22 protein-coding genes, 1 tRNA gene and 2 pseudogenes are annotated in these 25,629 nt (G+C 36.8%); 12 read left to right on the top strand and 13 right to left on the bottom strand.

The window, feature by feature from the left end:
• Window positions 1-401 precede the first annotated feature (401 nt).
• Window positions 402-1,076 carry a ribonuclease III gene (gene rnc, locus FJR37_RS02100; protein ID WP_039200756.1) on the bottom strand — a complete coding sequence of 225 codons (675 nt, stop codon included), beginning with the start codon at window positions 1,074-1,076 and terminating at the stop codon, window positions 402-404.
• A 125-nt stretch (window positions 1,077-1,201) separates the two neighbouring features.
• Entirely contained in the window at window positions 1,202-1,969 is a 768-nt protein-coding gene (locus FJR37_RS02095) for an NYN domain-containing protein (RefSeq protein WP_039200757.1), read from the bottom strand.
• A 550-nt stretch (window positions 1,970-2,519) separates the two neighbouring features.
• On the opposite strand from FJR37_RS02095, the gene FJR37_RS02090 reads away from it, so the two are divergent.
• Both FJR37_RS02090 and FJR37_RS02085 read left to right on the top strand, forming a co-directional pair.
• Entirely contained in the window at window positions 2,520-2,936 is a 417-nt protein-coding gene (locus FJR37_RS02090; RefSeq protein ID WP_039200758.1) for a XisH family protein, read from the top strand.
• On the top strand, window positions 2,924-3,259 hold the full coding sequence (locus FJR37_RS02085; protein WP_039200759.1) for a XisI protein: 336 nt from the start codon (window positions 2,924-2,926) through the stop codon (window positions 3,257-3,259). The genes FJR37_RS02090 and FJR37_RS02085 overlap by 13 nt, the downstream gene beginning before the upstream one ends.
• 49 nt (window positions 3,260-3,308) lie before the next feature.
• Here the strand turns inward: FJR37_RS02085 and FJR37_RS02080 are convergent, their stop codons facing one another.
• Window positions 3,309-4,025 carry a GUN4 domain-containing protein gene (locus FJR37_RS02080; protein WP_168465155.1) on the bottom strand — a complete coding sequence of 239 codons (717 nt, stop codon included), beginning with the start codon at window positions 4,023-4,025 and terminating at the stop codon, window positions 3,309-3,311.
• A 309-nt stretch (window positions 4,026-4,334) separates the two neighbouring features.
• Between FJR37_RS02080 and FJR37_RS02075 the strand changes: the two genes are divergently transcribed.
• Entirely contained in the window at window positions 4,335-5,756 is a 1,422-nt protein-coding gene (locus FJR37_RS02075) for an NADP-dependent isocitrate dehydrogenase (RefSeq protein WP_168465154.1), read from the top strand.
• Window positions 5,757-5,895: 139 nt separating this feature from the next.
• Here FJR37_RS02075 and FJR37_RS02070 read toward each other — a convergent pair whose 3' ends face one another.
• Entirely contained in the window at window positions 5,896-6,357 is a 462-nt protein-coding gene (locus tag FJR37_RS02070) for a hypothetical protein (RefSeq protein WP_039200761.1), read from the bottom strand.
• A gap of 633 nt (window positions 6,358-6,990) precedes the next feature.
• Between FJR37_RS02070 and FJR37_RS02065 the strand changes: the two genes are divergently transcribed.
• Both FJR37_RS02065 and FJR37_RS02060 read left to right on the top strand, forming a co-directional pair.
• Window positions 6,991-7,494 carry a DUF4112 domain-containing protein gene (locus tag FJR37_RS02065; RefSeq protein ID WP_027401598.1) on the top strand — a complete coding sequence of 168 codons (504 nt, stop codon included), beginning with the start codon at window positions 6,991-6,993 and terminating at the stop codon, window positions 7,492-7,494.
• A gap of 19 nt (window positions 7,495-7,513) precedes the next feature.
• Window positions 7,514-8,449, top strand: a complete 936-nt coding sequence (locus FJR37_RS02060) for an alpha/beta fold hydrolase (protein WP_039200763.1) — start codon at window positions 7,514-7,516, stop codon at window positions 8,447-8,449.
• Between the two features lie 505 nt (window positions 8,450-8,954).
• Here FJR37_RS02060 and FJR37_RS02055 read toward each other — a convergent pair.
• Both FJR37_RS02055 and FJR37_RS02050 read right to left on the bottom strand, forming a co-directional pair.
• Window positions 8,955-9,470, bottom strand: coding sequence for a hypothetical protein (locus FJR37_RS02055; protein ID WP_052149817.1), 516 nt, complete (start codon window positions 9,468-9,470; stop codon window positions 8,955-8,957).
• A gap of 70 nt (window positions 9,471-9,540) precedes the next feature.
• Complete coding sequence (locus FJR37_RS02050) at window positions 9,541-10,602, bottom strand: D-alanine--D-alanine ligase family protein (protein ID WP_168465153.1); 1,062 nt, start codon at window positions 10,600-10,602, stop codon at window positions 9,541-9,543.
• Between the two features lie 244 nt (window positions 10,603-10,846).
• On the opposite strand from FJR37_RS02050, the gene FJR37_RS02045 reads away from it, so the two are divergent.
• Complete coding sequence (locus FJR37_RS02045; RefSeq protein WP_168465152.1) at window positions 10,847-11,071, top strand: hypothetical protein; 225 nt, start codon at window positions 10,847-10,849, stop codon at window positions 11,069-11,071.
• Between the two features lie 124 nt (window positions 11,072-11,195).
• Here the strand turns inward: FJR37_RS02045 and FJR37_RS02040 are convergent, their stop codons facing one another.
• Complete coding sequence (locus tag FJR37_RS02040) at window positions 11,196-12,605, bottom strand: 1-acyl-sn-glycerol-3-phosphate acyltransferase (RefSeq protein ID WP_174763374.1); 1,410 nt, start codon at window positions 12,603-12,605, stop codon at window positions 11,196-11,198.
• 83 nt (window positions 12,606-12,688) lie between these two features.
• On the opposite strand from FJR37_RS02040, the gene FJR37_RS02035 reads away from it, so the two are divergent.
• Window positions 12,689-13,321, top strand: coding sequence for a DUF938 domain-containing protein (locus tag FJR37_RS02035; protein ID WP_168465151.1), 633 nt, complete (start codon window positions 12,689-12,691; stop codon window positions 13,319-13,321).
• 75 nt (window positions 13,322-13,396) lie between these two features.
• Here the strand turns inward: FJR37_RS02035 and FJR37_RS02030 are convergent.
• A tRNA-Ala gene (locus FJR37_RS02030) sits at window positions 13,397-13,469 on the bottom strand.
• Window positions 13,470-13,548: 79 nt separating this feature from the next.
• Between FJR37_RS02030 and FJR37_RS02025 the strand changes: the two genes are divergently transcribed.
• Window positions 13,549-14,451, top strand: a complete 903-nt coding sequence (locus FJR37_RS02025) for a rhodanese-related sulfurtransferase (protein WP_168465150.1) — start codon at window positions 13,549-13,551, stop codon at window positions 14,449-14,451.
• 124 nt (window positions 14,452-14,575) lie between these two features.
• On the top strand, window positions 14,576-17,446 hold the full coding sequence (gene gcvP, locus FJR37_RS02020; protein WP_168465149.1) for an aminomethyl-transferring glycine dehydrogenase: 2,871 nt from the start codon (window positions 14,576-14,578) through the stop codon (window positions 17,444-17,446).
• Between the two features lie 48 nt (window positions 17,447-17,494).
• Here the strand turns inward: gcvP and FJR37_RS02015 are convergent, their stop codons facing one another.
• The 5 genes from FJR37_RS02015 to FJR37_RS01995 all read right to left on the bottom strand — a co-directional run bounded on the left by FJR37_RS02015 (window position 17,495) and on the right by FJR37_RS01995 (window position 23,952).
• Complete coding sequence (locus FJR37_RS02015; RefSeq protein WP_168465148.1) at window positions 17,495-17,881, bottom strand: hypothetical protein; 387 nt, start codon at window positions 17,879-17,881, stop codon at window positions 17,495-17,497.
• Between the two features lie 18 nt (window positions 17,882-17,899).
• A complete protein-coding gene (locus FJR37_RS02010) occupies window positions 17,900-18,733 on the bottom strand; it encodes a hypothetical protein (protein ID WP_217355155.1) in 834 nt (277 codons plus the stop codon).
• An 819-nt stretch (window positions 18,734-19,552) separates the two neighbouring features.
• Window positions 19,553-19,954, bottom strand: coding sequence for a GxxExxY protein (locus FJR37_RS02005; protein WP_168465146.1), 402 nt, complete (start codon window positions 19,952-19,954; stop codon window positions 19,553-19,555).
• Window positions 19,955-20,204: 250 nt separating this feature from the next.
• A complete protein-coding gene (locus FJR37_RS02000; RefSeq protein WP_039200772.1) occupies window positions 20,205-20,864 on the bottom strand; it encodes a hypothetical protein in 660 nt (219 codons plus the stop codon).
• 34 nt (window positions 20,865-20,898) lie between these two features.
• Window positions 20,899-23,952 carry a class I SAM-dependent DNA methyltransferase gene (locus FJR37_RS01995; protein ID WP_168465145.1) on the bottom strand — a complete coding sequence of 1,018 codons (3,054 nt, stop codon included), beginning with the start codon at window positions 23,950-23,952 and terminating at the stop codon, window positions 20,899-20,901.
• Between the two features lie 463 nt (window positions 23,953-24,415).
• Here FJR37_RS01995 and FJR37_RS01990 point away from each other — a divergent pair.
• From FJR37_RS01990 to FJR37_RS26720, 3 genes and pseudogenes are all read left to right on the top strand, one after another.
• Window positions 24,416-24,631: pseudogene (locus FJR37_RS01990) on the top strand (hypothetical protein); the annotation flags it as partial.
• Between the two features lie 131 nt (window positions 24,632-24,762).
• Window positions 24,763-25,140, top strand: a complete 378-nt coding sequence (locus tag FJR37_RS26725; RefSeq protein ID WP_052149818.1) for a hypothetical protein — start codon at window positions 24,763-24,765, stop codon at window positions 25,138-25,140.
• Window positions 25,095-25,629: pseudogene (locus FJR37_RS26720) on the top strand (hypothetical protein); the annotation flags it as partial. The gene FJR37_RS26725 and the pseudogene FJR37_RS26720, both read left to right, overlap by 46 nt.

Below are 25,629 nucleotides of genomic sequence, written 5' to 3'. Positions count from 1 at the left end.
ACCTGCGTGAACTAATGAAAAATCAAGGGTTTGAAACCCATGTATCCCTTAGAGGATGTTTTAAAAGTGGTATCCCGTAATTTTCATCATATTGTTACCCCCCTTAAGTAGGTTGGCGTTGAAAATTGTCGTCATAGCAAGGCAAGAGGCAAGAGTAAAGAAGTTTTCAGGGATTTTACGTTTCTTTACACAGTTTGGTTTTATTGAAACAAGAAAATCCAGTTCCCTCCCCTTTATAAGGGGAGGGTTAGGGAGGGGTAAAACATTTGATACAGCAATCATGAATTTTCAAACACCCTCTCACGGGACAGCAGGAATAGATGGGTTCTGTCTGTGTAGCTGCGAATTATATTCGCCAATACAAGCAGAAAATCAACAATTATCAATTTAATAACCATTTTCTACAAGTTATCTAACGCATTTTCAGCAGCAGCTTTTTCTGCATCTTTTTTATTGCGTCCTTGTCCTTTTCCCCGCCATATTTCTTTCCCATTCACTACTTCAAAGACATCAGATTCAAATATTGGTGTATGAGATTGTCCACCTATTTGTCTTGTAACATATTTGGGTGGAGTTGTGTTACCACTACTTTGTACCCACTCCTGAAAGCGGTTTTTTGAGTCTACATTAGAGCGAGATACAACAATATTCTCAGGTACAGAGGCAAAAAGTTTTTCTACAATAGGGCGAAGTAATGCAATATTGCAATTTTTATCTCGATAATAAGCACCAATAACTGCTTCAAATGTGCTACTTAATAAATTAGGATTATTATATCCTCCATCGAGAATTGCACCTTGTCCTAAACGGATTCTCAAGTCTAAACCTACTTCAATCGCAAATTTTGCTAATTGTTTTTCATCTACTAATGCAGAACGACGACGAGTTAATTCATCTTCTCCTTTTTCTGGATGAAGTTCATAGAGATATTCACCGCTTAAAAAATTGAGAATAGCATCACCAAGAAACTCTAGGCGCTCGTTATGTTCTTCTCCTGGGTGTTCATTGACATAAGAACGGTGAGTTAGTGCTTGACGAAGAAGTTTTTCGTTATTGAATGTGAGAAGTTCGTGCATTTTAATCTTTTATCTTTTAGGGACTTATTGAAAAAAACAAAAAACCGCAAGGTGCGGTTATCATAAACCAGTTATATTAATAAACTGGAATTAACAAGACAAATTCAGGCAGGTATTTTATCTAATTATTCTAAAAATAAATCCTGATTTTGTCTGATGATTCTACCTTCCTTGACAACCATATCAACAAATTGTGTAAAGGTTTTGATTTTTTTGCCATTAGGTGTGGAAATAGAAGGAACACCTTGATATTTAGGCAAAAGTTGACGCATCAATTTACTAAGATAGCTGTAGTTTGTAGGTTTACCTTGAGTGACTGCTTTCTTGATAGCTTTTTTCAAACATTCTACAGCTTCATTATAACTAATCTGAGCATGGATATTAGTTATTTGAGGTTGATTTCTTTTCTGAACTAATTTAGGTAAATTGTCTATTAAATAGAAATTCTCATCTCCAACCAGGTTGATTAATCTTTGACTTGCACTACCTTTTTGAGCCAAAACAATTACTTTTTTTCCCATAGCTTTGAGAATTGTAATTAATCCAGCAAAATCCCAATCTCCTGAAACAAGAATAATCGTTTTTAGCAAAGGATTAACAGCAACTGTTCTGCAACATTCTTTATTAAGTTGCTTATCTGCACTATTTTTTGAATTATCAGGAATATCTACACAATTAAAACCAAGTAATTCAAATTTATTTTTAGCATCAACTTGACTTTTGTGCAGGGAATTATAGTAAAAATTCTTCCATTTTATAATTCCCTGCATTTTCGCAAAATCAAGCAATAAATCAGCATTTTTTGTGATTAAACCGACATTCTGAAAGTCACAAAAAATGGCAACAGAGTCTTGTTTTTGAACTGTTTCGGTGTTCAAAGGTAGATGACGCATAGTAAAATATCCAGTTTTTTAAGTTAACTGGACAGCTTCAACAAATCACACATTTATAGCAATATAACTAGACGAAGGAAAAAACTAAAAAATTAGCTTTCCCTCATTTAGTTGCTCTATGTTAACCAATTTCAGTGTTAAATCAGTTTCAGTCTCAGCAGCAAAATTCCTCCCTGGGAAAACCTGCGTTATGCCTTAGACTCAATATTTATCCATACAGCTTATTTCATTCGTACTAATTGAGTAATTAGCGACGCAACAAAACATCGGGATAAATATTGAAACTAAGCCACAACGCAAGATTTGCCATAAAGGAATCCTGCTTCTGAGACAACCACCGATGCTTTAGCCATAGAGTTCTAAGCTGTTGTACCATTTGTTTGGTTGTCCTGTTTAATTATTTACACATCTCATCTGAGGTGTCAATACTTAATTTAGATGTACTATATATAACGCACAAATACTTATTTGGGCTATTACGAGAATTTCAGTTAGGTGAGACGGAAAATATTATAATAATCATAGATAGAAATGACTTAATTGTAAGCTAATGTCTGCTAAAGATATTTTTCATGATGCTGTTAGGAAAGGATTAGAAAAAGAGAGTTGGGTAATCACGGATGATCCTTTGAGAATTCGCTCAGGTAGGGTTGATATGCAAATTGATTTGGGTGCAGAAAGAATCATAGCTGCTGAGAAAGGAGAAGAAAAGATCGCGGTTGAGATTAAAAGCTTTGTTAGTTCCTCAAATATTTCTGAATTTCATACAGCCTTGGGTCAATTTCTTAACTATCGTCTTGCTTTGAAAAAACAACAGCCTGATCGTTTTTTATATTTAGCAGTTCCGCAGGGGGTTTATGAAACCTTTTTTAACTTGCCATTTATAGAAGAAGTTATTGACCATTTTCAATTAAGTTTACTAATTTATGATCCAAATAATGAGGTGATTTCACTATGGAAAAAATAGAACAATATCGTGGGTATATCCAAAATTTATTAATTGAATATGCCCAGGGAAGTCCATCGGATGAAGAAGTAGAAACACAACTCATTTTTGATCAAGAAAGAGATCATTATCAGGTTGTTTATACGGGTTGGAAAAATCGCCACCCGATGTATGGTTGTGTTTTACATCTTGATATCAAAAACGGCAAAATTTGGATACAACAGAATGGAACTGAAATTGGTATTGCCGATGAATTAGTTAAATTAGGTGTACCAAAAGAAGATATTGTCTTAGCTTTTCATGAGCCTTTGATGAGACAATATACAGGCTTTGCAGTTGGTTAATTTCAGATCCCCGACTTCTTTGAGAAGTGGGGGATCTAACGGGATATAACTACTTATTCCAAGCAGGATGACACAACAGAGAAGACATCACCCGCACCCCGCGCAGTTGGTTAGAGAGGGGTAGATGACCTCTAGGGGCGCTTAAATCCCAGGTGAACCCGTTAGGATATCTTGTCCAGTTATTACCATTCTTCCAGTTAATTTTTGGCCATAAGTTGACCCAATTTTTACTTAAACCTAACCAAATTTCGCGCTGGACAGAGAAGCCAAATTTACCTTCTGAGTGAACTACCCAGAGTTGATTGATAGTGCGTAAGTCTTGAATTGGTAAACCTTCTACCTCGGTAAAGTATAGCCATTTTCTTTGTACTGCTTGGGGACTTGCCGCTTCACACATTTTTTGAATTGTCAAGAGATCAGCCGCTTGAAAATCCTGATTGGCAAGTAACTTTTGCAAAGAATTGTAACTGATCCCACAGTCCGATTTTAGAGGTACAATTCCTTCAGGAAAGTTAGTTTGTAGAAATTCTTGATCTGTCGGTGCATTAGTATTATAGATGACTTGGTAGACTTTACCATCAATCCAAGTTGCTGGGGTATCACGACGTTTCAGCAAAAATTCCTTCAACACATCTAACCCATCATTACCCAAGTCAGCTAACTGCGGGATGATTTGTTGTTGGACTTTTTCGGACCCAGCGATTAACTTTTGGCGGAGGGAGTCGAGATCATTTGTAGTGCCTGATACAATCATTGGGTCTGTCATGCCGTTACTCGTGTTAGCGTGAGCGTGAATAAACTATCTATTGCTATCGGTTATTCTACAAAATGAAGGACGAATAGCGAAGTGAATTTGCAAAGTCTTTGAGTGTGTGTCTGAAAAAATTACTCCCAGTGGACTGTGCAAATCCTAACTAACAATACTTTATCAGGTAAGGGGTCATAGAATCCAGGGGTTACTGTAATGATCTTAGGGCGCAAGACCTGGATCTTAGGGCGCAAGACCTGGATCTTAGGGTGCAGGCACTGCGCCCCTACGAACTTGTGAATTTCTTCTATTTGGAATGTGTGAATTATGTACGAAAAGATTACTCCTCCCACTATCGGCGCGAAAATTACGTTCAAAAATGGTGAACCGGTTGTTCCTGAAAATCCAATTATTCCTTTTATTCGCGGTGATGGTACGGGTATAGATATTTGGCCGGCGACGGAAAAGGTGCTTGATGTGGCGATCGCTAAGGCATACAAGGGCAAAAGAAAAATTAGCTGGTTTAGGGTTTATGCTGGTGATGAAGCCTGTGATCTCTATGGTACATACCAGTATTTGCCCCAGGATACATTGACGGCGATTAAAGAATATGGCATAGCTATTAAGGGTCCTTTGACTACTCCTGTCGGTGGGGGGATTCGGTCTTTAAATGTGGCATTACGCCAAATCTTTGATCTTTATACTTGCGTGCGTCCTTGTCGTTATTACGCTGGGACACCTTCTCCCCACAAAACTCCTGAAAAACTGGATGTGATTGTTTATCGGGAAAATACGGAAGATATTTATTTGGGGATTGAGTGGAAGCAAGGTAGTGAAATCGGCGATCGCCTGATAAAATTCTTGAATGAGGAATTGATACCTGCTACCCCAGAACATGGTAAAAAGCAAATTCCCCTGGACGCTGGTATCGGTATCAAACCCATCAGCAAAACCGGTTCTCAGCGTTTGGTGAGACGTGCCATTAAACACGCTTTGTTATTGCCCAAAAATAAGCAACAAGTCACCTTGGTGCATAAAGGCAATATCATGAAATACACAGAAGGCGCTTTCCGGGATTGGGGTTATGAATTAGCAACCAGCGAATTCCGTCAAGAGTGCGTGACAGAACGGGAATCTTGGATTTTGGGTAATAAGGAAAAAAACCCCAATATTTCCTTAGAAGAAAATGCCCATGAAATTGATCCTGGTTTTGATTCCCTGACTCCAGAGAAAAAAGCCCAAATTGTCAAGGAAGTTGAAACCGTTCTCAATACAATTTGGGACAGTCACGGAAACGGTAAATGGAAAGAGAAAATCATGGTCAATGATCGCATTGCTGATAGTATCTTTCAACAAATCCAAACTCGACCAGATGAGTATTCTATTCTGGCGACAATGAACCTGAACGGTGATTATTTATCCGATGCTGCTGCTGCTATTGTTGGCGGTTTAGGTATGGGTCCAGGGGCAAATATTGGCGACTCCTGCGCGATTTTTGAAGCTACTCATGGGACAGCACCAAAGCACGCGGGCTTAGACAGAATTAACCCCGGTTCGGTGATTCTTTCCGGTGTGATGATGCTGGAATATATGGGTTGGCAAGAAGCCGCAGATTTAATTAAAAAAGGATTGGGTGATGCGATCGTCAATGGTCAAGTTACTTATGACTTAGCGCGGTTAATGGAACCACCTGTACAACCATTAAAGTGTTCTGAATTTGCAGACGCAATCATCAAACATTTCGGTTAATTTCTACTATTCTCAAATTAAGATCCCCGACTTCTTTAAGAAGTCGGGGATCTAAGCATCACATAATTGAAATGATTGCTGTATCAAATGTTTTACCCCTCCCTAACCCTCCCCTTATAAAGGGGAGGGAACTGGAGTGTCAATCACCTCCTGTATTTTTGCTGCCCGCTCTTAAACGGGCTAAACTATCAATAGCATCACCTAAAGCTGTAGTAAGACTTTTTCGAGTTTGAGCGTGATTTTCTTGCTCAAGTTTCAAAGCTTGTAATAGACAATCACGTTCCTGTATGACTTCTAACAATTGAGTTTGTAACTCTTCTATAGAATTAAACTGGGAAATTTCTTGCTGAATAGCTGTAGTCATATCAGTTCCTGTTTCCCCATTAACAACCGAAAATTTTTGGACTTCAGCCTTTATAGACACCATAGCTTCTTGGTGCATTTTTGCGTCTACACGCCGTTGTTCTGCTTCGGTATTATAAAGTTGTCGCCATTTTTGCGAACTTTCCCAAGCTTCATCTCGTTCCCGCTGAAATTTCGTCATCTGTTGTGTGAGAGACTGAATTTCGGTTAACCATTTTTGTGTGAGATCTTGAGTCATAGAAGTTTTTTGTAGTAGAGATAGGTTTAACCTTCTTGATAGAACCAATAGAGTAGTAGACTAGAAAAAAATTATCAATGTTGATTGTCACCGAATAACTCAATCTAGTCAGAGCTTAAATATGTTGAGAGATAAATTTGCAAACAACTTGGGAATTAGTCAAGCTCGTAAAAAACAAGTATACCTGGATATATGTAGGGTTTGCTGATAGCGTAGCGCGGCGTAAGCCATAAAAGTTATCTGTGAGGGGAGGGAACTCTTAACTGGGTACAGGGAACAGTTTCAGCCTGGATAGCCTCAATTTCCCATAAGTAGGTTGGCGTTGAAAATTGTCGTTATGGCAAGGCAAAAGGCAAGAGGCAAGAGGCAAGAGTGAAGAAGTTTTCAGCGATTTTACGTTTCTTTACACAGTTTGGTTTTATTGTGTCCACCTACATATCCGATCAGGAAAAATGCAACTGTTTTGAGACACCATTAGCTAAAAACTTGCACTTTTTTGTGATAAAAATATGCAAAATCCTTATTGGTAAACGGTTCTAGCTTTATTCAGGCAGCCCTAAATATGAAAAAATTTGAGTTAAGAAAATGAGATAATAAGAAAGTTGATTACTCAGTCAGTGGAAATAATTAATAATGCCTAATTCTTCTGAACCATTTGTAATTACACCTGATGGTTATGCACCTCGATTAAAGCGTCTACGTCAATTTAGTGGACTATTAGATAATATAATTACTATTCCCGGAACACAAATAGGAGTTGGGTTAGATCCAATTATTGGATTACTACCCATAGGTGGTGATGCTTTAGGGTTAATATTTTCATTTTATATTATCATGGAAGCCGCACAATTAGGCGTACCCGTAGCCACATTAGGACGGATGGTAATGAATGTGATTGTAGATTCTTTAGTTGGGGCTATTCCCATGTTAGGAGATTTGTTTGATTTTGCTTGGAGAGCGAATAATTACAATATCATTTTATTGGAAGCAGCTTTAAAATCTCCGCATCAAAATCAAAAAGCAGATAATTCATTTATCCTCATTTTTAGTATTGGCTTATTTCTACTGGCTATTGTTTTAATATCCATACCCGTGATATTAATAAGAATATTATGGCAAGTTTTTACTGGTAGTTAAATGACTTATCTATAAAATCATGAAAGATTGGTGGCAAGATAATTTTCCTCAAGGGCGGCAAAATCTGATTATTAATGATTCTCAAGGTTATCCAATTCAAATAGCCTATGGTGAAAAAGGTAACGGGAGACCGCTGATTTTATTACATGGTTTAGGCAGTTGGAGTTATAATTGGCGGCATAGTATTGAACCATTATCTCGATATTTTCGAGTAATTTGTTGTGATTTTAAATGTTTTGGTTTTTCAGAAAAGCCCGTATCTCGTCGAGAAGAAACAGGACATCAAATTATTGAATTAAAACGCATTATTCAAGCTTTATGTGATGAACCACCGATAATTGTCGCCGAATCTATAGGGGCATTAATTTCTCTGGGATTAGCTGGTAAAAGTCCTGATTTAATCGGACGGTTAGTAGTAATTAACGCTCCTATTTTTACAGAAACTTTACCTCATTGGTCTATGGGTTTACTGGCACAAACACCAATAGAAATTATCCATGCAATTGATGATTTACGTCTTGCATATTGGTTTGCACCTTTAGTCAGAGAAGTGATGGGAGCAGAAAGACGCAAGGTATTATATAATCCTTCATTATTAACAGAAGAAGATATTTATTGGATTACTTACCCATTCATTGAAATTCCGGGGACTTTGGTAAAAGTGGCTGAAGAGTTACAAATTGCTGCTCAAGAAATTGAGAATTTGCGAAAAAATCAGCCAAGTATGCTGAAAAATATTCAAAATAATCTCAAAAATATTGAATGTCCAACTTTGGTTTTATGGGGTGATCAAGATAGTTGGTTTCCTGTTAGTCATGGAGAAAAATTACATCAACATTTGCCTAATTCTCGCTTACAAATTTTGCAAAACTGTTATCATGATGCGTCAACTGGTTCTGCTGATGTGGTGAATGCAGCAATTTTAGAGTTTTTAAAAGAGACCGATTTCTGTTGAATTTTGAAAATTGACTAATGATAGAAATTCAGGCAATTTTCCGTACCTGCCTCGTACCTGCGCTAAAACCCTCTAAGATACAAGGTTGTTATAAATAAAAAGAGAGTGGGAGAAGGCATACCAAAAGCCTAAAATCTCCCACTCTACATTTACTGCTGTAGCGTTTGGGAACATATATAAATACTGCCAGTTATTTAGGGGGGTTGATTTAACAACGACAGTATTGATATGCGGTTAATATTCCCTTTGCAGCAAATGTCAAATCTGATTATTGTGATTATTTTTGATTCAATTAATGGTCAATCAAGTGTTTATAAATCATTGTTATTTACGCTGAAAAATGTGAGCATAAATTAAGGGTAAGGGATTGTTTGAAATAATCAATATTTAGTAAACGTTAATAACCACAGAATTGAGGTTGTTTATCTTGCATCAATGTAACTTAGGTAATTAAAACTTGGTTGCCAAGTTGGCATTTTCTTGAAAGTCTTGTATTGCTAGGTTTTCAGAGAAATCGTGAATCTTGTCTGTCTTTGACAAATTCTGTATTGGCATGAAGGGGATAGATTTTTTCTGGAGGCGAAATTATGAGCAAATTTTTACTATTAGTGGGTTTATAACGCTTTCGGGAGGGCATTTTTTGACTATTGCGATGGCGTTGACTAGTTCTTGTGCTTTCTTTGGAATTTTGTAATAGGTAGAAAATTACCAACGAACCGCTGGAACAGCAGAAGATGACGGCAATGATCAACCATAGAGGTAGGGGATTACTAGTATCGGAAAATGTAGAAATGGTTGATTGTACGGGGATATATGGAGTTTCTGCCTGTTTTACCTGTGGCACATAGCCAATATAAATTAGTTGATTATAGGCAATAATTACAACTCCTATCGGAATTATTAACAAACTCAAGAACCAGATTCCAGGGTATTTTTTCAGTAGATTTACTGGAATTCTTCCAGTCTTTCGCTTTTCTTTTAACTCTTGTTCATTATCCATCACATTAATCACATAAATCATATTTATGACAATAGGAAAAAGAAATATTTTCCCCTTTTAACTAATCCGCTATCTCCTATCCCTAATCCCCTTAATTAATGGGAGAATGCCTGGCGATCGCTAGTTGAATTAACTGATGTACTAATTGGGCAAAGGGTATACCCGTATTAGCCCAGAGTTGGGGATACATACTTGTGGAGGTAAACCCTGGGAAAGTGTTAATTTCGTTAATAAAAAGTTCTCCGGTAGCTTCTACATAGAAAAAGTCTACTCTGGATAAACCAGCGGCATCAACAGCCGCAAAGGCTTGTAAAGCCATGTCTTGAATTTGCTGTGCCACTGTATCTGGTAAATTTGCGGGAATGAATAAATCGGCTTTCCCAGGGGTATATTTGGTTTCGTAATCGTAAAAATCACTATTAAAGGTAATTTCACCAACAACGGAGGCTTTGGGGTTTTCGTTACCTAAAACGGCACATTCGACTTCTCTGGCTACAACTCCAGCTTCGACAATAATTCGCCTATCATGGGTGGCGGCATTATCTAAAGCTGTTTCTAATTCTTGACGCGATCGCACTTTGGCAATTCCCACCGACGAACCTAGATTAGCAGGTTTGACAAAGCAGGGATAGCCCAATGTGGCTTCAATTTCATCACACAGCTTGGGAAATACACAAGCATTTGACCAAACTTGCTCTCTGCTGACAGCAATATATTTTACTTGAGGTAATCCCGCTTGGGCAAAAGCCATTTTCATGGCAATTTTATCCATTCCTATGGCTGAACCCAAGACTCCAGAACCCACAAAGGGAACTTGCATCAAAGTTAGTAAACCTTGAATTGTACCATCTTCGCCATTAGGACCATGAAGCACGGGAAACCAAAGATCAACTTCTTGAGTTTCTGGAGGAAATTGCCATAAATTAGGGGTTATGGAGGGGATTTCATGGGGAACACCAGATGTTAAAACCTGTTGTGCAGTAACTCCTGCTTGCCAACTGCCATTCTTTTGAATGTAGAAAGGTAAAACTTCGTATTCTTTAGCATTTTCTTCTAAACTGAGGGCATGGGCGATCGCCCGGGCTGAAATTATTGAAACCTCATGTTCTCCAGAACGTCCACCAAACAGTAAACCCACCCGTAACTTAGTCATTTTCTTCTATATCTCCACAGATTCGCAATTTCTATTATCACCAAAAAAAGGGAACAGGTCATATCAAATCCGGTTAAATTCACATAGTAAGTAACTGAACAAAAATATTGACAGTCATTGCGAGCGAAGGGAAGCAATCACAACCCTTGGAATTGCTTCATTTCACTTCGTTCCATATGGCTAACGCCACGCAACGCTTACGCAATGACATTGTGTAATTAATTTTGTCTCACTACTTAAAGCTGTGGTTAGTTTGCGTGGACATATTTTCTATTTTCATACTTCAATTTACCAATATCGGGGTTTCTGGTTTTTTGGCGATCGCTCTCAGCAAGTAAGTAGGTTGGTATTGAAAATTGTCGTTATGGCAAGGCAAAAGGCACTCATGCAAGAGGCAAGATTGAAGAGGGTTTGGGCGATTTTACATTTCTTTACACAGTTTGGTTTTATTGTGTTCACTTACTTATAATAAAGTAGATGAGGTCATCTCAAAATATTTTGATGTTCCTTTACCTGAAGATATTTTGAATAGTTTCGCCGATAAATGAAACTATTACAAAACCTCTTCGCGCCTCTGCGTCTGGAGTGTGAACTTAGTCCTGAATTAACCCTTCCAACATCACTTGTAAATCCTGCGTCAACTCACTTACACCCTTTCGCAAAGCTTGTTTATTTCCTTGACAATTTTCCCATCTTGTATTCACATTAATCGGTTCACCAACAAAAATCATAGCTTGTTTTAAACCTAAACGTGGTCTTCCTGGTAAAGTAGAATTCTGAATGCGAGACAACATATCAAACATTAATAAAAGCGTTTCTGCAAATCTTTCTGGTGTGGGTTTTTGGAGAATATAATCAGCAGTAACCGCCACAAAACTTTCAGCAATTCTCATGTGCTGCATTTTTAAATCTGCTTCTTCAGCTACCCAATCAGCTAGACCCCGTTTAAAAGGTGGTAAACTTGGAATATCGGCAATATCATCTCGATAAATATAATTCCAACCAGCATCCTCTAAACGGCGACATCTATCAATAAAATTACCTTGAGGCTGGATATTAAAATACTTTTCCGTAATTTTCAAAGCAGTGTCCATCAAACTGTGTAATCTAGTAGTTAACAATTCATTTATAGGAACTTCTGAACTGATAATTTCTGGAAAGTCTTGATGATAGAAACGGCGATAAAATTCCTCCATTTCCGAAATTAGATATTCAGCTAAACGTAAAACCCGCTGATATAAAATTCCTTCCCGTTCCTTTCCATTTGTACTAAGTTCCGTCCCAGGTAAACCGCTATCAGCTTCCAATTTAGATAAAAGCCAATCTATTTTTTGCCAAGGGGGATTAACATAACTATATTTAATGCCAATAGGAATAATAAAAACCTGTTCTTCGCGGTTAGCCTTTTTTAAATCTTCCACACACCAAAAACCCAATTGCGCCACACCCGGTTCTAAAGGACTGACTATACTACTATGTCCATTTGTACCACCTTCAGGAGCGATCGCAATCGGCATTTCGGCATTAGCAAATAATTCTCTGGCCGTTTGGATAGCATTTCTATCTACGCGTTTCCCTCTACGAATAGGTACACCACCAAGTCTAGAAAATAACCATCCCAACCAATTTCCTGCCCATAAAGTCATTCCTCGTTCATACATAAAATGACTGTGAACAGGGTATTTGAGACTAATACCTTTTTCCCTGGCTGCCTGGGGGACAATTCGTGATAGTAGGTATAACATAGATAGAGGATCTTCCACCTCTGGGTGACGGAAAGCAATTAAAAATCGGACTTTACCTGCTTGAAATTCGTGGTATAATTTAGCTAAAACTTCGGCGTTTTTAGCTTCAATATTGACAATACCCGCAGGTAGCCAAGGTCTAGTTCTTACCCGCAAAATCAAAGGCAAAAACCAAGACACGACTTTAACAACGAAGGGATTATGACGTTGAGGAATAAATTTTAGGGGAGGTTGGGTAGAATGAATAGACTTAGGCAAATTGTTCTCCTGTAGTGTGGCGAAAAAAGCTAAAATTGAGCGATCGCTGCTAATTTAATTATGATAGTGAATGCTCACCCAATATGAACACACCCGCAGACCAGCGAAGATTTGCCCCCGCAACCCAGCGCAACCGCGAACCGATTCTAGAATTGCTTTTACAAATATTGCCTCAACATGGGACTATTTTAGAAATAGCCAGTGGCACAGGTGAACACGCCACATTTTTCTCTTACCACCTCGCACCTCGACAATGGCTACCTTCAGACCCTAACCCAGAACTGCGTGCTAGTATTAGCGCCTGGACTGAATTTTTCCCCTGTAAAGCCATGCAGCCACCCCTAGATTTAGATGCAAGTTCACCAATTTGGCCTGTGGAAAAAGAGATAATACCACAACCACCTATTTCTGCCATTGTCAATATTAACATGATTCATATTTCCCCTTGGTCATCCTGTTTAGGACTAATGGCAGGGGCTGGACGGATTCTGCCACCTGGTGGTATACTCTACTTGTATGGTCCCTATAAACAAAATGGCGAACATACCGCACCCAGTAACGCTGATTTTGATGAGTCTTTACAAGCACAGAATCCAGACTGGGGAGTGCGTAATTTAGAAGATGTAGTAAAAGCTGCTGAAGCCCAAAATCTGATATTGCACCAAACTTACCCCATGCCAGCAAATAACTTTTCCCTAGTATTTAAACATAATTAGGGCTTGCTGGATTGAAATGTGGCTTTTATTCTTTGCGCCTTTGCGCCTTTGCGTGAGACGTATTTCGTAAATCAATGGAGGTTAGCGGACTCGAACCGCTGACATCCTGCTTGCAAAGCAGGCGCTCTACCAACTGAGCTAAACCCCCAAGTGTGTTTTTTATGTAAAAAGGGTTAATTTTACATAACTAAGTCATCATAAACTATTATTATTAATTTGCCAAGACCATGAACCAAGAAAATCAGACAGTTGTTGCTGCACTATATAAATTCGTGAATCTCCCTGATTGTAGAGAACTACAAGCAGCCTTATTATCCCTTTGTCAGTCACAAGGAATCAAAGGAACTATCTTACTAGCACAGGAAGGAATTAACGGCACAATTGCCGGTTCTCGTCAGCAAATTGACACAGTTCTAGCCTTTCTTCGCAATGATTCACGGTTTGCAGATTTAGAACATAAAGAATCCTACACAGAAATTCCCCCATTTGAGCGGTTAAAAATCCGCTTAAAGCCAGAAATTGTCACTTTAGGCTTACCAGAAGTAAACCCAGCGGAAAAAGTAGGAACTTATGTCAAACCCGAAGACTGGAATGATTTAATTTCTAACCCAGAAGTCACAGTCATTGATACCCGCAATGATTATGAAGTCACCATTGGGACTTTCAAAGGAGCAGAAAATCCGCAAACTCAGATATTTCGAGATTTTCCCGAATATGTCCAAAAACATCTTGACCCCAAAAAGCATAAAAAAGTAGCAATGTTTTGTACTGGAGGAATTCGTTGCGAAAAAGCCTCATCTTATCTACTTTCTCAAGGTTTTGAAGAAATTTATCACCTCAAAGGAGGCATTCTCAAATATCTAGAAGAAGTTCCCCAAACAGAAAGTTTATGGGAAGGAGAATGTTTTATTTTTGATGAAAGAATCACAGTTAGTCATAACTTAGAAACAGGAAATCAAGAATTATGCTTTGCTTGTGGATATCCCGTTTCCGAAAAAGATAAAACCTCCCCAGAATATGAAAAAAGTATTTCCTGTCCCCACTGTTTCCATACCTTAACACCCGAAAAAAGAAAACGACTACAGCAAAAATGGAAACATTACCAAACAATAAATTCAACCAATCCTTAATTTCTTCCTTTCCTCTCTGCGCCTCTGCGCCTCTGCGAGAAAAAAATCAAGATATAGAAAAAACCCTAATATCCAAAAGTGATCATTACAATATATTAATACAGAAACCTTTGGAGAACGATTTGTGGTAGCTAATCCCCCGCGCACTCAACCTCACACTAGTCAAAAATTAGGCAACTTTGCACAAAGACACATTGCACCAAAACCCGATGATGTTCAGCAAATGCTAGATTCATTAGGTCTTTCCAGCCTTGATGATCTGATTGATAAAACAGTACCACAGGCAATCCGGTTTCATCAAACCCTTAATCTACCAGCAGCGCAAAGCGAATACGCAGCACTGGCAAAATTAAAGCAAATAGCCGATAAAAATCAAGTTTATCGCTCATTTATCGGCATGGGATATTATGACTGTATTACCCCTACCGTCATTCAACGCAACATCTTAGAAAATCCCGGTTGGTATACAGCATACACCCCTTATCAGCCAGAAATTGCTCAAGGACGTTTGGAAGCGTTGTTAAATTTCCAAACCATGATTATTGACTTAACGGGTTTAGAAATTGCTAACGCTTCTTTGCTTGACGAAGGGACAGCAGCCGCAGAAGCCATGAGTATGAGTTATGGTGTGTGCAAAAATAAATCCCATAACTATTTTGTGTCTAGTGAATGTCATCCTCAAACCATTGATGTATTGCAAACACGCGCCAAACCTTTAGGCATAAACATCATTATCGGTGATCATCAAACTTTCGATTTTACCGAAACTATCTTTGGTGCAGTTCTGCAATATCCCGCAACTGACGGTACAATTTACGACTACTGCGATTTTATCACAAAGTCCCATGCTCAGGGTGCATTGGTGACAATAGCCGCAGATCCTTTAAGTTTAACATTACTCACACCCCCCGGTGAATTAGGGGCTGATATTGCTGTAGGTAGTACCCAACGCTTCGGTATTCCCTTGGGATTTGGGGGACCACACGCTGCTTATTTTGCCACGAAGGAAGAGTATAAACGGCTCGTTCCAGGGCGTATTGTCGGGGTATCAAAAGATATTCATGGTAAACCTGCATACCGTTTAGCTTTGCAAACCCGCGAACAACACATCCGCAGAGATAAGGCCACCAGTAATATTTGCACGGCACAGGTTTTATTGGCAGTGATGGCGAGTATGTATGCAGTGTATCATGGACCCGATGGACTGAGAGCGATCGCTCAAAATATCCATGAACTTACCGCAACTTTAGCCGCAGGACTGAAAAAGTTAGGTTATAAAATCACTTCGGAAAACTTCTTTGATACCTTGCGGGTAGAATTAGGAAATACCAAATTAGAAGCAATTCTCGACGCTGCGAATGAGAGAAATATCAACTTGAGAATTTTTGATAATTCCACAGTTGGTATTTCCTTAGATGAAACTACAACAGAAACAGATTTAATTGATATTTGGCAAATTTTCGCACTCAAAGATCAACTACCTTTTACTGTGGAAGAATTACCAATTACCAATTCTCAATTATCACGTCAAAGTAAATATCTCACCCATCCAGTTTTTAACCGTTATCATTCTGAAACTGAGTTATTACGTTATTTGCATCAACTAGAAAGCAAGGATTTATCATTAACCACCTCAATGATTCCCTTGGGTTCTTGTACCATGAAATTAAACGCGACTTCGGAAATGATTCCCGTCACTTGGGCGGAATTTGGTAAAATCCATCCTTTTGCGCCAATTTCCCAAACTAGAGGTTATCAAATCCTCTTCCAACAACTAGAAGCATGGTTATCAGAAATTACAGGTTTTGCGGGAATTTCCTTACAACCAAATGCAGGTTCTCAAGGTGAATATGCGGGACTTTTGGTAATTCATGAATATCATCAAAGTCGGGGGGAAGGACACAGAAACGTTTGTTTAATTCCCCAATCTGCACATGGTACAAATCCCGCGAGTGCGGTAATGTGTGGAATGAAAGTAGTGGGAGTTGCTTGTGATGATCATGGTAATATTGATGTTGAAGATTTAAAAGCCAAAGCTGAAAAACATAGTCATGAATTATCAGCTTTAATGGTGACATATCCATCAACTCATGGGGTATTTGAAGAAGCAATTCAAGAAATTTGTGCGGTAATTCATTCTCACGGTGGACAAGTTTACATGGACGGCGCTAATATGAATGCCCAAGTAGGTATTTGTCGTCCTGGTGATATTGGTGCAGATGTCTGTCATTTGAATTTACACAAAACTTTCTGTATTCCTCATGGTGGTGGTGGTCCGGGAATGGGTCCCATTGGTGTCGCTTCCCACCTTGTCCCGTTTTTACCAGGACATTCTGTGGTGAGAATGGGTGGTGATTTGGGTGCTGTTTCTGCTGCACCTTGGGGTAGTGCAAGTATCCTAGTGATTTCTTGGATGTATATTATCATGATGGGTGCAGATGGGTTGACGGAAGCAACCAAAATTGCCATTTTGAATGCTAATTACATGGCTAAGAAATTAGAGTCATATTATCCAGTTTTGTATCAGGGAAAAAATGGTTTGGTGGCACATGAATGTATTTTAGATTTGCGAAGTTTGAAGAAATCAGCGCATATCGAAATTGATGATGTTGCGAAGCGGTTAATGGATTATGGTTTTCATGCACCTACTGTTTCTTGGCCTGTTGCTGGGACAATTATGGTAGAACCAACGGAAAGTGAATCTAAACAGGAATTAGATCGTTTTTGTGATGCTTTGATTGCGATTCGTGAGGAAGTTGCCGCAATTGAATCTGGTAAAATGGACATTGAAGATAATCTTTTGAAAAATGCCCCTCACACTGCGGAAAGTTTGATTATTGGTGAGTGGAATCATCCCTATTCCCGTGAACAAGCTGCTTATCCTGCACCTTGGAATAAGGAATATAAGTTCTGGCCAAGTGTGGGGAGAATAGATGCTGCTTTTGGGGATAGGAATTTTGTTTGTTCTTGTTTACCGATGGAGGCTTATAGTTAGTTAATTGTAGGGTGCGTTAATGAAATGTAACGCACCTTACGAACTCTTTCAATTTGAATTACAATCCCATTCATTTTCTATAACGAATATATTTTCATTTATTAATCCTCCTCTCGGTGAATATAAATCACCTTTCAGATAAATACCTGTATCGTTATTAATAATTTTTTTTGCTATTAAACTCCAAGACATTCCAATATAGCTTTCACCTTTCCAGTCAGGATGAATATCGTTAGGATTCGGACTTGATAGTATTCGAGATTGATTACTCTTAGGCGCACAACCCATATCTACTTTGTCTGAAGTTTCTATACTCGAAATAATCCATTTATTTGAGTTTTTTGGAGTTTGTGATAAGCCAGGACTAGGAAAAATGGTATTAGAGGCTACGATAATTCCTAAAACACAAATTATTTCTAATTGCTTCTGAAACATAATGTATCTTCTTTACTTTTATAAGGATTCAAAACCTGGTACTAACATTTCTATCTCTGAATTAGTTACATTCTTTTGATTTAAGGAATTAATACTTTCTTCAAATTCAGATTTAATTCTCTCTTCTTCTTCTTTCATTTCTGGTGTTTCTGAGTATTCTAAATATTTTCTTATTTCTTCCAAAAACTCCCAAAACGTAGAAAATGCGTTTTTGCAATGATCAATTTCTAATTCAATTTCATTTTTTGCAGCTTTCTGAATATGTACAGAGTTTCTTAAATTATAAATGTTGAGTATTGACTTTTTAGTCTGATCAGAGATAATTCCTATTTCAACAGCAGCCTCTAATTTCTCTTCCATTCTTAAAAGTTCTACATTCTTATAAGATTCTTTTTTCTTACACAAATATAAGGATTCTATTTGACCTGATTTTTTATCTTGTTGTTGAATTGATACCCCTTTAGCTAAAGCTCCTTCTTGGTGGATATATTCGGGAGTTTTAGTCTTATTTCTGACGGCTACATGATCAATATTTTTCCGTAGAAAATAAACAATGATTGCTTCAAAAATACCTCCATATTGAACAATTTGTAATTTTAAACAACCAAATAATTCAAAAGATTCTTGATTCCATACTGGTTTAAAGGCAAACTGAAGTTTACAAAAATACCTTGCTACGTAAAGTTCTTTAGCGATTCTTGTTTTTAGTGCGTCATCATCTATAAAGTCAAACAATTTTAAATTAGATGTATGGGTATCCATATGATTTTGGCAAAACCAGTGAATATATCTAGCTTGTTCGTGAGTATCTTGGCGAATATCTGTAAAATTTCTTAGGCTATATGGATACATCAATTACTACACTCCTTTTAACAGATAATTACAGGTTGTTTGGATATCAGTGGTATTTTTCTTAAAATCTAGCTAAATTACTTAAAAAATCAAGTAATACCCCCAATGGTATAATATCATATCACAGTATAATTTGATTATGTATATTTATTTTATAGTGCGATCGCTCATTTTCTAGCTTAGATTAAGGAACGCAACCCAACATAATGAAAATATCTGATTCATATTTTTTGTCTGAATCAGGATGTCCAGGATTTTAGGATTTTCAGGATTGTTATTTGTAAGTTGTTGGTGGGATGCTGAAATTGTAATTGTCTGAATCAGGATGTCCAGGATTTTAGGATGTACAGGATTGTTATTGATGAATTGTCTGTGAAGATTTGAAGATTATAAAATCCAGTTACAGTAATAGTCAAGAAGTAACAGCGGATAATTTAACTGATAACTTATCTATCATCCCAAAATCTCTATATTTTATAGACAATCAAACAACTACATCCTGAAAATCCTCTAATCCTGGTTATCCTGATTCAGACAGATTGTAATTAATAAATTGTCTGTAAATATTGAAAGATGATAAAATACAGTTACAGTAATAGTCAAGAAGTAACAGCAGATAATTTAATAATTTAACAAATAATTTATCTTATCAATTATCCCAAAGTCTCTATTTCTCATAGACAATAAAACAACCACATCCTGAAAATCCTCTAATCCTGGACATCCTGATTCAGACAAAAAAATCCTCAAAATCCCCACTTCAAATCAACAACAACATCCTGAAAATCCTTAAATCCTGGACATCCTGATTCAGACAAATTAACCCTGATATCTAGGATTAAAAACCTTCTTATATTCCAACTTTAACGCTCCAAAATTAATCAATAAACCCACAGGAAAATTATAAGCTACCAAATAATTTTTCGCTTGCGCTAAATGAACATCTTCCAAAGAAATAACCGCTTTCAACTCCACCGCAACCTGATTTTCAACTATAAAATCCGCCCTTCGTGTTCCTACTTCAATTCCTTCATAATAAATTACTTGTTCTACCTCCCTTCCAAAACCTAAACCTGATTTTTTGAGTTCAATTTCCAGACATCTTTGATAAATAACTTCCTGAAAACCATTTCCCAAAGTTCGGTGTATTTTCATTGCACAGCCATTTATTATATATGTAATTTCGTCTAATTTTTTATTTTGGGTATTAGGTGTGTTCATGGATTTACATGATTGTTATTTGTAGGTTGTTGGTGGGATGTTGAAATTGTAATTGTCAGAATCAGGATGTCCAGAATTTTAGGATGTACAGGATTGTTATTGATAAATTGTCTGTGAATATTGAAAGATAAACAATGATAATTACAATCACAGGATATTATCTATCATCAAAAAATCGCCATTTTTCCTCAATAATAAAAAAATCATATCTTAGTTATTCATCTTTTAATTACTTATTCGTAAATTTAACTTATATAGAAATTTCAGAGCAATCAAGGAGAATATGATAAACAGTGATTGGACTTCCTGTTGAGCGATCATGTTGACTCACCAACTCATTGGGTAAAGAAGCAATAACCTCAACTTGTGTCAATTCTTGTATTATAGAAAGGCCATTGTTAGATTCAGTAAATTTTCTAGTTAGTTCTCGAATCCAATATTCATAATTATCACTTTGAATGTAGCCAATCATAGCAGCTTCTGGATACTGAGCAGCATAAGCAGTTCCATCTACAAATGGTTGTAATCCGTCTTCACCTGTGTACTTACTTATGGGATATCCCTGTTTACGTAAACGTTTTGCTTCAAAAACATATTTGGGACGTGGTTTACACCCACTCCATTCAATTACAAGATCCAATCTGCGCCTAGATTTTCCAGTTCTACCTTCACCCGTTATTGGCTTATCTTCACCTAAATAATAACGTTCAAAACGAGATGGAGTATCAGGATCATCAAACCTTTTATCTATTTTTTCAGCTATGAAGCCTGTGATTTCAGTTTCTTCTAATGTGGGATTAATATTAGTTCGAGCATCTTCATAACCCCAAGCAAGCAATTGATGTGCGTCCCTGCGAAAGAAACTATCATAAGTGGCAATCCAATTTGGATCAGGCTGTCTTTGTGTCATTTATATCTTGCTCCATTATCATTAGTTTTTACCTCTATCTGTAAGAAAGTATTTCAGCAATAATATCATCAGAGTCATTTAACGCTTGTGTTTTTGTCCAATCAATCAGGCGAGGAGATTTACAAATATGAATTTTTGAACCATCTATAATACGTATACCACGTTGAATGTACACCCATTGACTAAATTGTTCTCTTAGTTTTTGATAAATTTCTACTAAGAAGGATGATGATTCTTTATTTGCTCGTTCAACAGTAACATTTATTGAACTATTTGATTTAATCATTTCTACTGTACAAACAATCATATTCTCTGAGTGAACTATAGAAACTTTATGATGTATATGACTACTATCTGCAAAATCATCTAATTCATTTGCTAAACATTGCCCATAATTTAGCAATGCTTCTTCTGTTGGTATTACAGTAGCTAAACTAACTGCTTTACCTTTGTTAAGTTTGAATTTAACCCGCCAAAAATCTCTTGCCAAAATACTTATATTTTTAGGGATTTTAATTATGTTTTCTAATTCTTCATCAAGCTTTTCTTGCAGTAGCATATCAACATTTTCTGGCACTGATAAAGATTCTTGATAAAAAGCCATTTCAGAAGAAGCTAGTTCTTTCTGAAGTCGAGATAATTCTCTAATTTGGTCTGAGGATAAATTAGGGATAGGAATATTTTTGATATCTTTATGGCTAATAAAACTTCTGGCGATACCCCATGATGAACTTTGAAAGAATAAGTAGTATTTGCTGATACTAGAACTCAGAAAAACTGAAAGAGCGCGTAATAAATCAGCATCTGATTTACTTCCAGATAAACCAACTTTAGGATGGGGAATGACAAAATTAATATCACTATAGATAAAGTAGTTAGGAGATAGAATTAAATGTGGAGCATAGGCAACGGTTAAGCCTATTATTCTACCTTTTCTTATAAAATACTTTTCCGGTGGAATTAATCGTAAAAATTCTTCCGGGATTGAAAAGCGATTCTTCGATTGTGCCATTAAATTGGCATTAAGTATCTCTAAGCCTTTAAGATAGTAAGCTTCATCTATGGAATCACTTTCTTGATTGTGCAAAATTGAACCATCTCTAAGTTCTAATCCCTGATGAAGATACCAACCTTTTTCTTCAATTAATTCACCTAAATTAATTGTAAATAATCGGCGTAAACGCTTAATAGCTCTTTTGTCTCGGTAGCTACCCCACAAAGCTAATTTCCAAACAATAGCTTCTCCACTTTCTGCGTCATCAGGTGAAACAGTTTGTATTTCATTCTCATTAATAGTGATTATCCAAGTTGAATTTTTTTTATCTGCTTTCCAAGATCGATTAGAAATTTGATTAATGACAAAAGGAGAATAATGAATAATCGGTGGTTTTTCTTGTTCTGGTTTAGCTTTGCTATAAACTACAGTTGCAGCAGGAGCTTCTCCCCTTTTACCAAATAGAACATAAGCTAAATTAGAAAAGTTAGTAATTCGTACAACTTCGTGTTGCTGAAAAAAGCTTCTACGGTACTTTTCAGACTCATGGTTAAATAAACTCTTGGCGTGTATAAGTAAACCTGCACAACCTTTATCATCTAGTAGATCAGTTACTCGCCAAGTAAAAGCTTCAGAAACTCTGTTACCTGTAGCTGGCCGATTAACAGAATTATTTTTAATCCAATTTAGTGCTAATGCTTCACCTTTTGTATCTGGTTTAAGTTCTATCCAGGGTGGATTACCTACAATCCAATTAAACTTTAAATTACTTTGAAAAATTTCAGATTCATTATCGAAGAAATCACATTCAAAAATTCTATAATTATGTAATGCAGGAAATTGGAAATCTTTATTTTTATGTAAATCTGGAGGCTCAATATAGTTGAGCATCGTTAAAATTAAACTAAATTCTGTTACATAGCAAGCATCAGCATTTCGCTCAATACCATAAACACTGTCTACAAGAATTTGACTAAGTTGTGTAGGACTTAATTTTTTATTTTTACTATTAGCTAATTCTATTTCTATTAATCTGCGATAAGCTAAGACTAAGAAAATTCCAGAACCACAACATGGGTCAAGAATTTTCATTCCTTTTTTGAGATTTTTAGTATAGTTAAGTTCCGAAATTAAATAGTCAGCTAAAGGCTCAGGTGTATAAACAGCACCAACTTTTTTTCCTTTACCTTGTGCATGGAGGAATTGCTCATAGATAGAAGATAATGTTTCAACAGGAATATAAGAAAAATCATATATATCAAAGTCAAGGTGAAGTTGACCAGAAATAGGATCATCTCCTTTAAATACAGATGCTACTAAGGCAATAATTTCATCTTCTGGTAGTTTTTTATTTTTTAATGGTAGAGGAAAAATATCACCATTGAAGCGTTTCTCTAAAGCCTCAACTAGCTTCCTGAAACCTGTTAAAGTTGCATTGCGGCTAAATACACTATCCAAGTTGATATTATTTTCTTCTAACCACTGATTAGATAAAATCCCTCTATCCCAAAGATAACGAATGTAGACGTATTTGCCAATTAAAGCATGAGCAATCGAGAGGTTAACCCCTTTTTCTTCTAATCTCTCCCCTAACTTTTTAAGATTTTTTAATAAATGTAGATCAACGCGCTTTTCAGGAATAAGATTTTTAGCTTGAGTTTGCCACAGTTTACCCGAATCTATGGAATCAGCAAAAAGATAATCTAATTTAGCTTCAATATCAGTAATATTAGAATCAACTGTATCTATTAAGCCTTGATTCTTATTTTTTTGATCGTAATCAAAACCTGTATAAACTCTAATTTGATTGGGAAGTATTACTATTAAGAATGGTGCGTTACCAAGATTCCAGAGTTTACGATGAATATCCCTAGCTTCGTCTGGTGTTTTAGCTTCTGCAACATGAACAGCGGGTCTAACAGGTAGAATTTCATCATTAGGTGGGCTAGTGTGAAAAACATAAGTTCCCTTTACACCAGCTTGTTTTGCAGCACGAAATGTATGCTCAGTCGTGGGGTCATGTTTAACACTGCTATTACAGTAGTTTGGTGACTGAGTATATTTAAGTACGTCTAAGAGTTGTTCTAGCTGCAAAATAACTCTTCCTTGTTCTTAGTTAACTGAATCCATTAAACTCATAACAAATTTTTGGTAAATCTATTATTTATATTCTAAATTCTATAACAAGAGTATTAGGAAATGTATACAAAGTCAATACTATAACTTATAAATGGTCAGAGGGGTAACTAAAAATAATGCAAAATGCTGTGTAATATGAATGCAAGTATGTTTTAATGCGATCGCTCATCTTCTAGCTTAGATTAAGGAACGCAACCCAATATAATAAAAATATCTGATTCATATTTTTTGTCAGAATCAGGATATCCAGGATTTTAGGATTTACAGGATTGTGATTTGTAGGTTGTTGGTGGGATGCTGAAATTGTAATTGTCTGAATCAGGATGTCCAGGATTTGAGGATTTACAGGATTGTTATTTGTAAGTTATTGATGAGATGCTGAAATTGTCATTGTCTGAATCAGGATGTCCAGGATTTAATGGATATTCACGATAATCTTTTAAAAAATGCCCCTCACACTGCGGAAAGTTTGATTATTGGTGAATGGAATCATCCCTATTCCCGTGAACAAGCTGCTTATCCTGCACCTTGGAATAAGGAATATAAGTTTTGTCCAAGTGTGGCGAGAATTAACACGGCTTTTGGGGATAGGAATTTTGTTTATTCTTATTTACCAATGGAGGCTTATAGTTAAATAGTCTCACGCAAAGGCGCAAAGACGCAAAGGGTTTTTTATTGCGTTTTTGTGTCTTTGTTAAAAGACTAATTATCAATTGTCTCAATATTTGTATTTTCTTCATCTAATCAAATTGACACTCATAAGCCATGAAAGCAAGTTCTTCAACAGGTGCAGCTTTTATCACCACTGGAATGTTAACAGGTGCGCGTATTTCCTCTACTGTGGGAGGTATTGGCATTGCTGGAGGTTTTGGTGCGGTAGGAATAGGCGCAACTTCTGTAACGGCTGTAGGCACGGTTGTTGGTGCTGCTGTTTATGGTGCTTTTACAGGAATTATAGAAGGAGATTCCACCGTTTTTGGCACAATGGGAATAGGTGCTATTAGTGGTTTTGGTATTTCTAATATTATCGGTAATATCGGATTTGTTGCCCCTAAAGTTGGTTTAGCTTTTGGTATTGGTACTGTACCAATGTACCAATGGCAGGAATTGGTGCGGTTTTGGGACTCGCTAGTTATGGTGTAGTAAAATTATTAGATAATTCGCAGTTCCAAGAAACTCCCATGCAACTTTTTGAACGTATGGAGGAAAAAGTTGTGCAAAATGATTATTATTTTGAAGCATTAATAGAGTTATCTGGTGATGATCTAAATGCTAAATTTACAAATTTAGAAATTGATGATGAATTACAACAATTAAAAGCTAAATCTCATGATAAATTACCTGAAAATGAAGAAAAAATATCAGCCGTAAACCCCCCATACAAGGAAGTTCGGCAATGTGTAAAAACTCTGAAAGGACACAAATCTAATGTTAATGATGTAGCTATTCATCCTGATAATAAGACCTTAGTTAGTGGTAGCGATGACAGACAAGTGAATTTATGGAATTTGCTAACTGGAAAACTACTATATACTTTTTCTGGACAAGCTGAAGCTGTGTTATCTGTAGCTATTAGTCCTGATGGTAAACAGTTAATTAGTGGTAGTGTAGATCGGAAAATTAGCAAGTGGC

The organism is Aphanizomenon sp. UHCC 0183 (genome assembly GCF_009712065.1).
In the GTDB taxonomy this organism is placed as follows: domain Bacteria; phylum Cyanobacteriota; class Cyanobacteriia; order Cyanobacteriales; family Nostocaceae; genus Dolichospermum; species Dolichospermum heterosporum.
The sequence above is the reverse complement of the archived record's forward strand: the minus strand, read 5'-3'. Positions and strand labels throughout refer to the sequence as shown.

What these genes read in the sequence shown, in the direction of transcription:
- rnc (WP_039200756.1), bottom strand. Translation starts at nt 1,076, where the DNA reads ATGCACGAACTTCTCACATTCAATAACGAAAAACTTCTTCGTCAAGCA.
- FJR37_RS02095 (WP_039200757.1), bottom strand. Translation starts at nt 1,969, where the DNA reads ATGCGTCATCTACCTTTGAACACCGAAACAGTTCAAAAACAAGACTCT.
- FJR37_RS02090 (WP_039200758.1), top strand. Translation starts at nt 2,520, where the DNA reads ATGTCTGCTAAAGATATTTTTCATGATGCTGTTAGGAAAGGATTAGAA.
- FJR37_RS02085 (WP_039200759.1), top strand. Translation starts at nt 2,924, where the DNA reads ATGGAAAAAATAGAACAATATCGTGGGTATATCCAAAATTTATTAATT.
- FJR37_RS02080 (WP_168465155.1), bottom strand. Translation starts at nt 4,025, where the DNA reads ATGACAGACCCAATGATTGTATCAGGCACTACAAATGATCTCGACTCC.
- FJR37_RS02075 (WP_168465154.1), top strand. Translation starts at nt 4,335, where the DNA reads ATGTACGAAAAGATTACTCCTCCCACTATCGGCGCGAAAATTACGTTC.
- FJR37_RS02070 (WP_039200761.1), bottom strand. Translation starts at nt 6,357, where the DNA reads ATGACTCAAGATCTCACACAAAAATGGTTAACCGAAATTCAGTCTCTC.
- FJR37_RS02065 (WP_027401598.1), top strand. Translation starts at nt 6,991, where the DNA reads ATGCCTAATTCTTCTGAACCATTTGTAATTACACCTGATGGTTATGCA.
- FJR37_RS02060 (WP_039200763.1), top strand. Translation starts at nt 7,514, where the DNA reads ATGAAAGATTGGTGGCAAGATAATTTTCCTCAAGGGCGGCAAAATCTG.
- FJR37_RS02055 (WP_052149817.1), bottom strand. Translation starts at nt 9,470, where the DNA reads ATGATTTATGTGATTAATGTGATGGATAATGAACAAGAGTTAAAAGAA.
- FJR37_RS02050 (WP_168465153.1), bottom strand. Translation starts at nt 10,602, where the DNA reads ATGACTAAGTTACGGGTGGGTTTACTGTTTGGTGGACGTTCTGGAGAA.
- FJR37_RS02035 (WP_168465151.1), top strand. Translation starts at nt 12,689, where the DNA reads ATGAACACACCCGCAGACCAGCGAAGATTTGCCCCCGCAACCCAGCGC.
- FJR37_RS02025 (WP_168465150.1), top strand. Translation starts at nt 13,549, where the DNA reads ATGAACCAAGAAAATCAGACAGTTGTTGCTGCACTATATAAATTCGTG.
- FJR37_RS02015 (WP_168465148.1), bottom strand. Translation starts at nt 17,881, where the DNA reads ATGTTTCAGAAGCAATTAGAAATAATTTGTGTTTTAGGAATTATCGTA.
- FJR37_RS02010 (WP_217355155.1), bottom strand. Translation starts at nt 18,733, where the DNA reads ATGTATCCATATAGCCTAAGAAATTTTACAGATATTCGCCAAGATACT.
- FJR37_RS02005 (WP_168465146.1), bottom strand. Translation starts at nt 19,954, where the DNA reads ATGAACACACCTAATACCCAAAATAAAAAATTAGACGAAATTACATAT.
- FJR37_RS02000 (WP_039200772.1), bottom strand. Translation starts at nt 20,864, where the DNA reads ATGACACAAAGACAGCCTGATCCAAATTGGATTGCCACTTATGATAGT.
- FJR37_RS26725 (WP_052149818.1), top strand. Translation starts at nt 24,763, where the DNA reads ATGAAAGCAAGTTCTTCAACAGGTGCAGCTTTTATCACCACTGGAATG.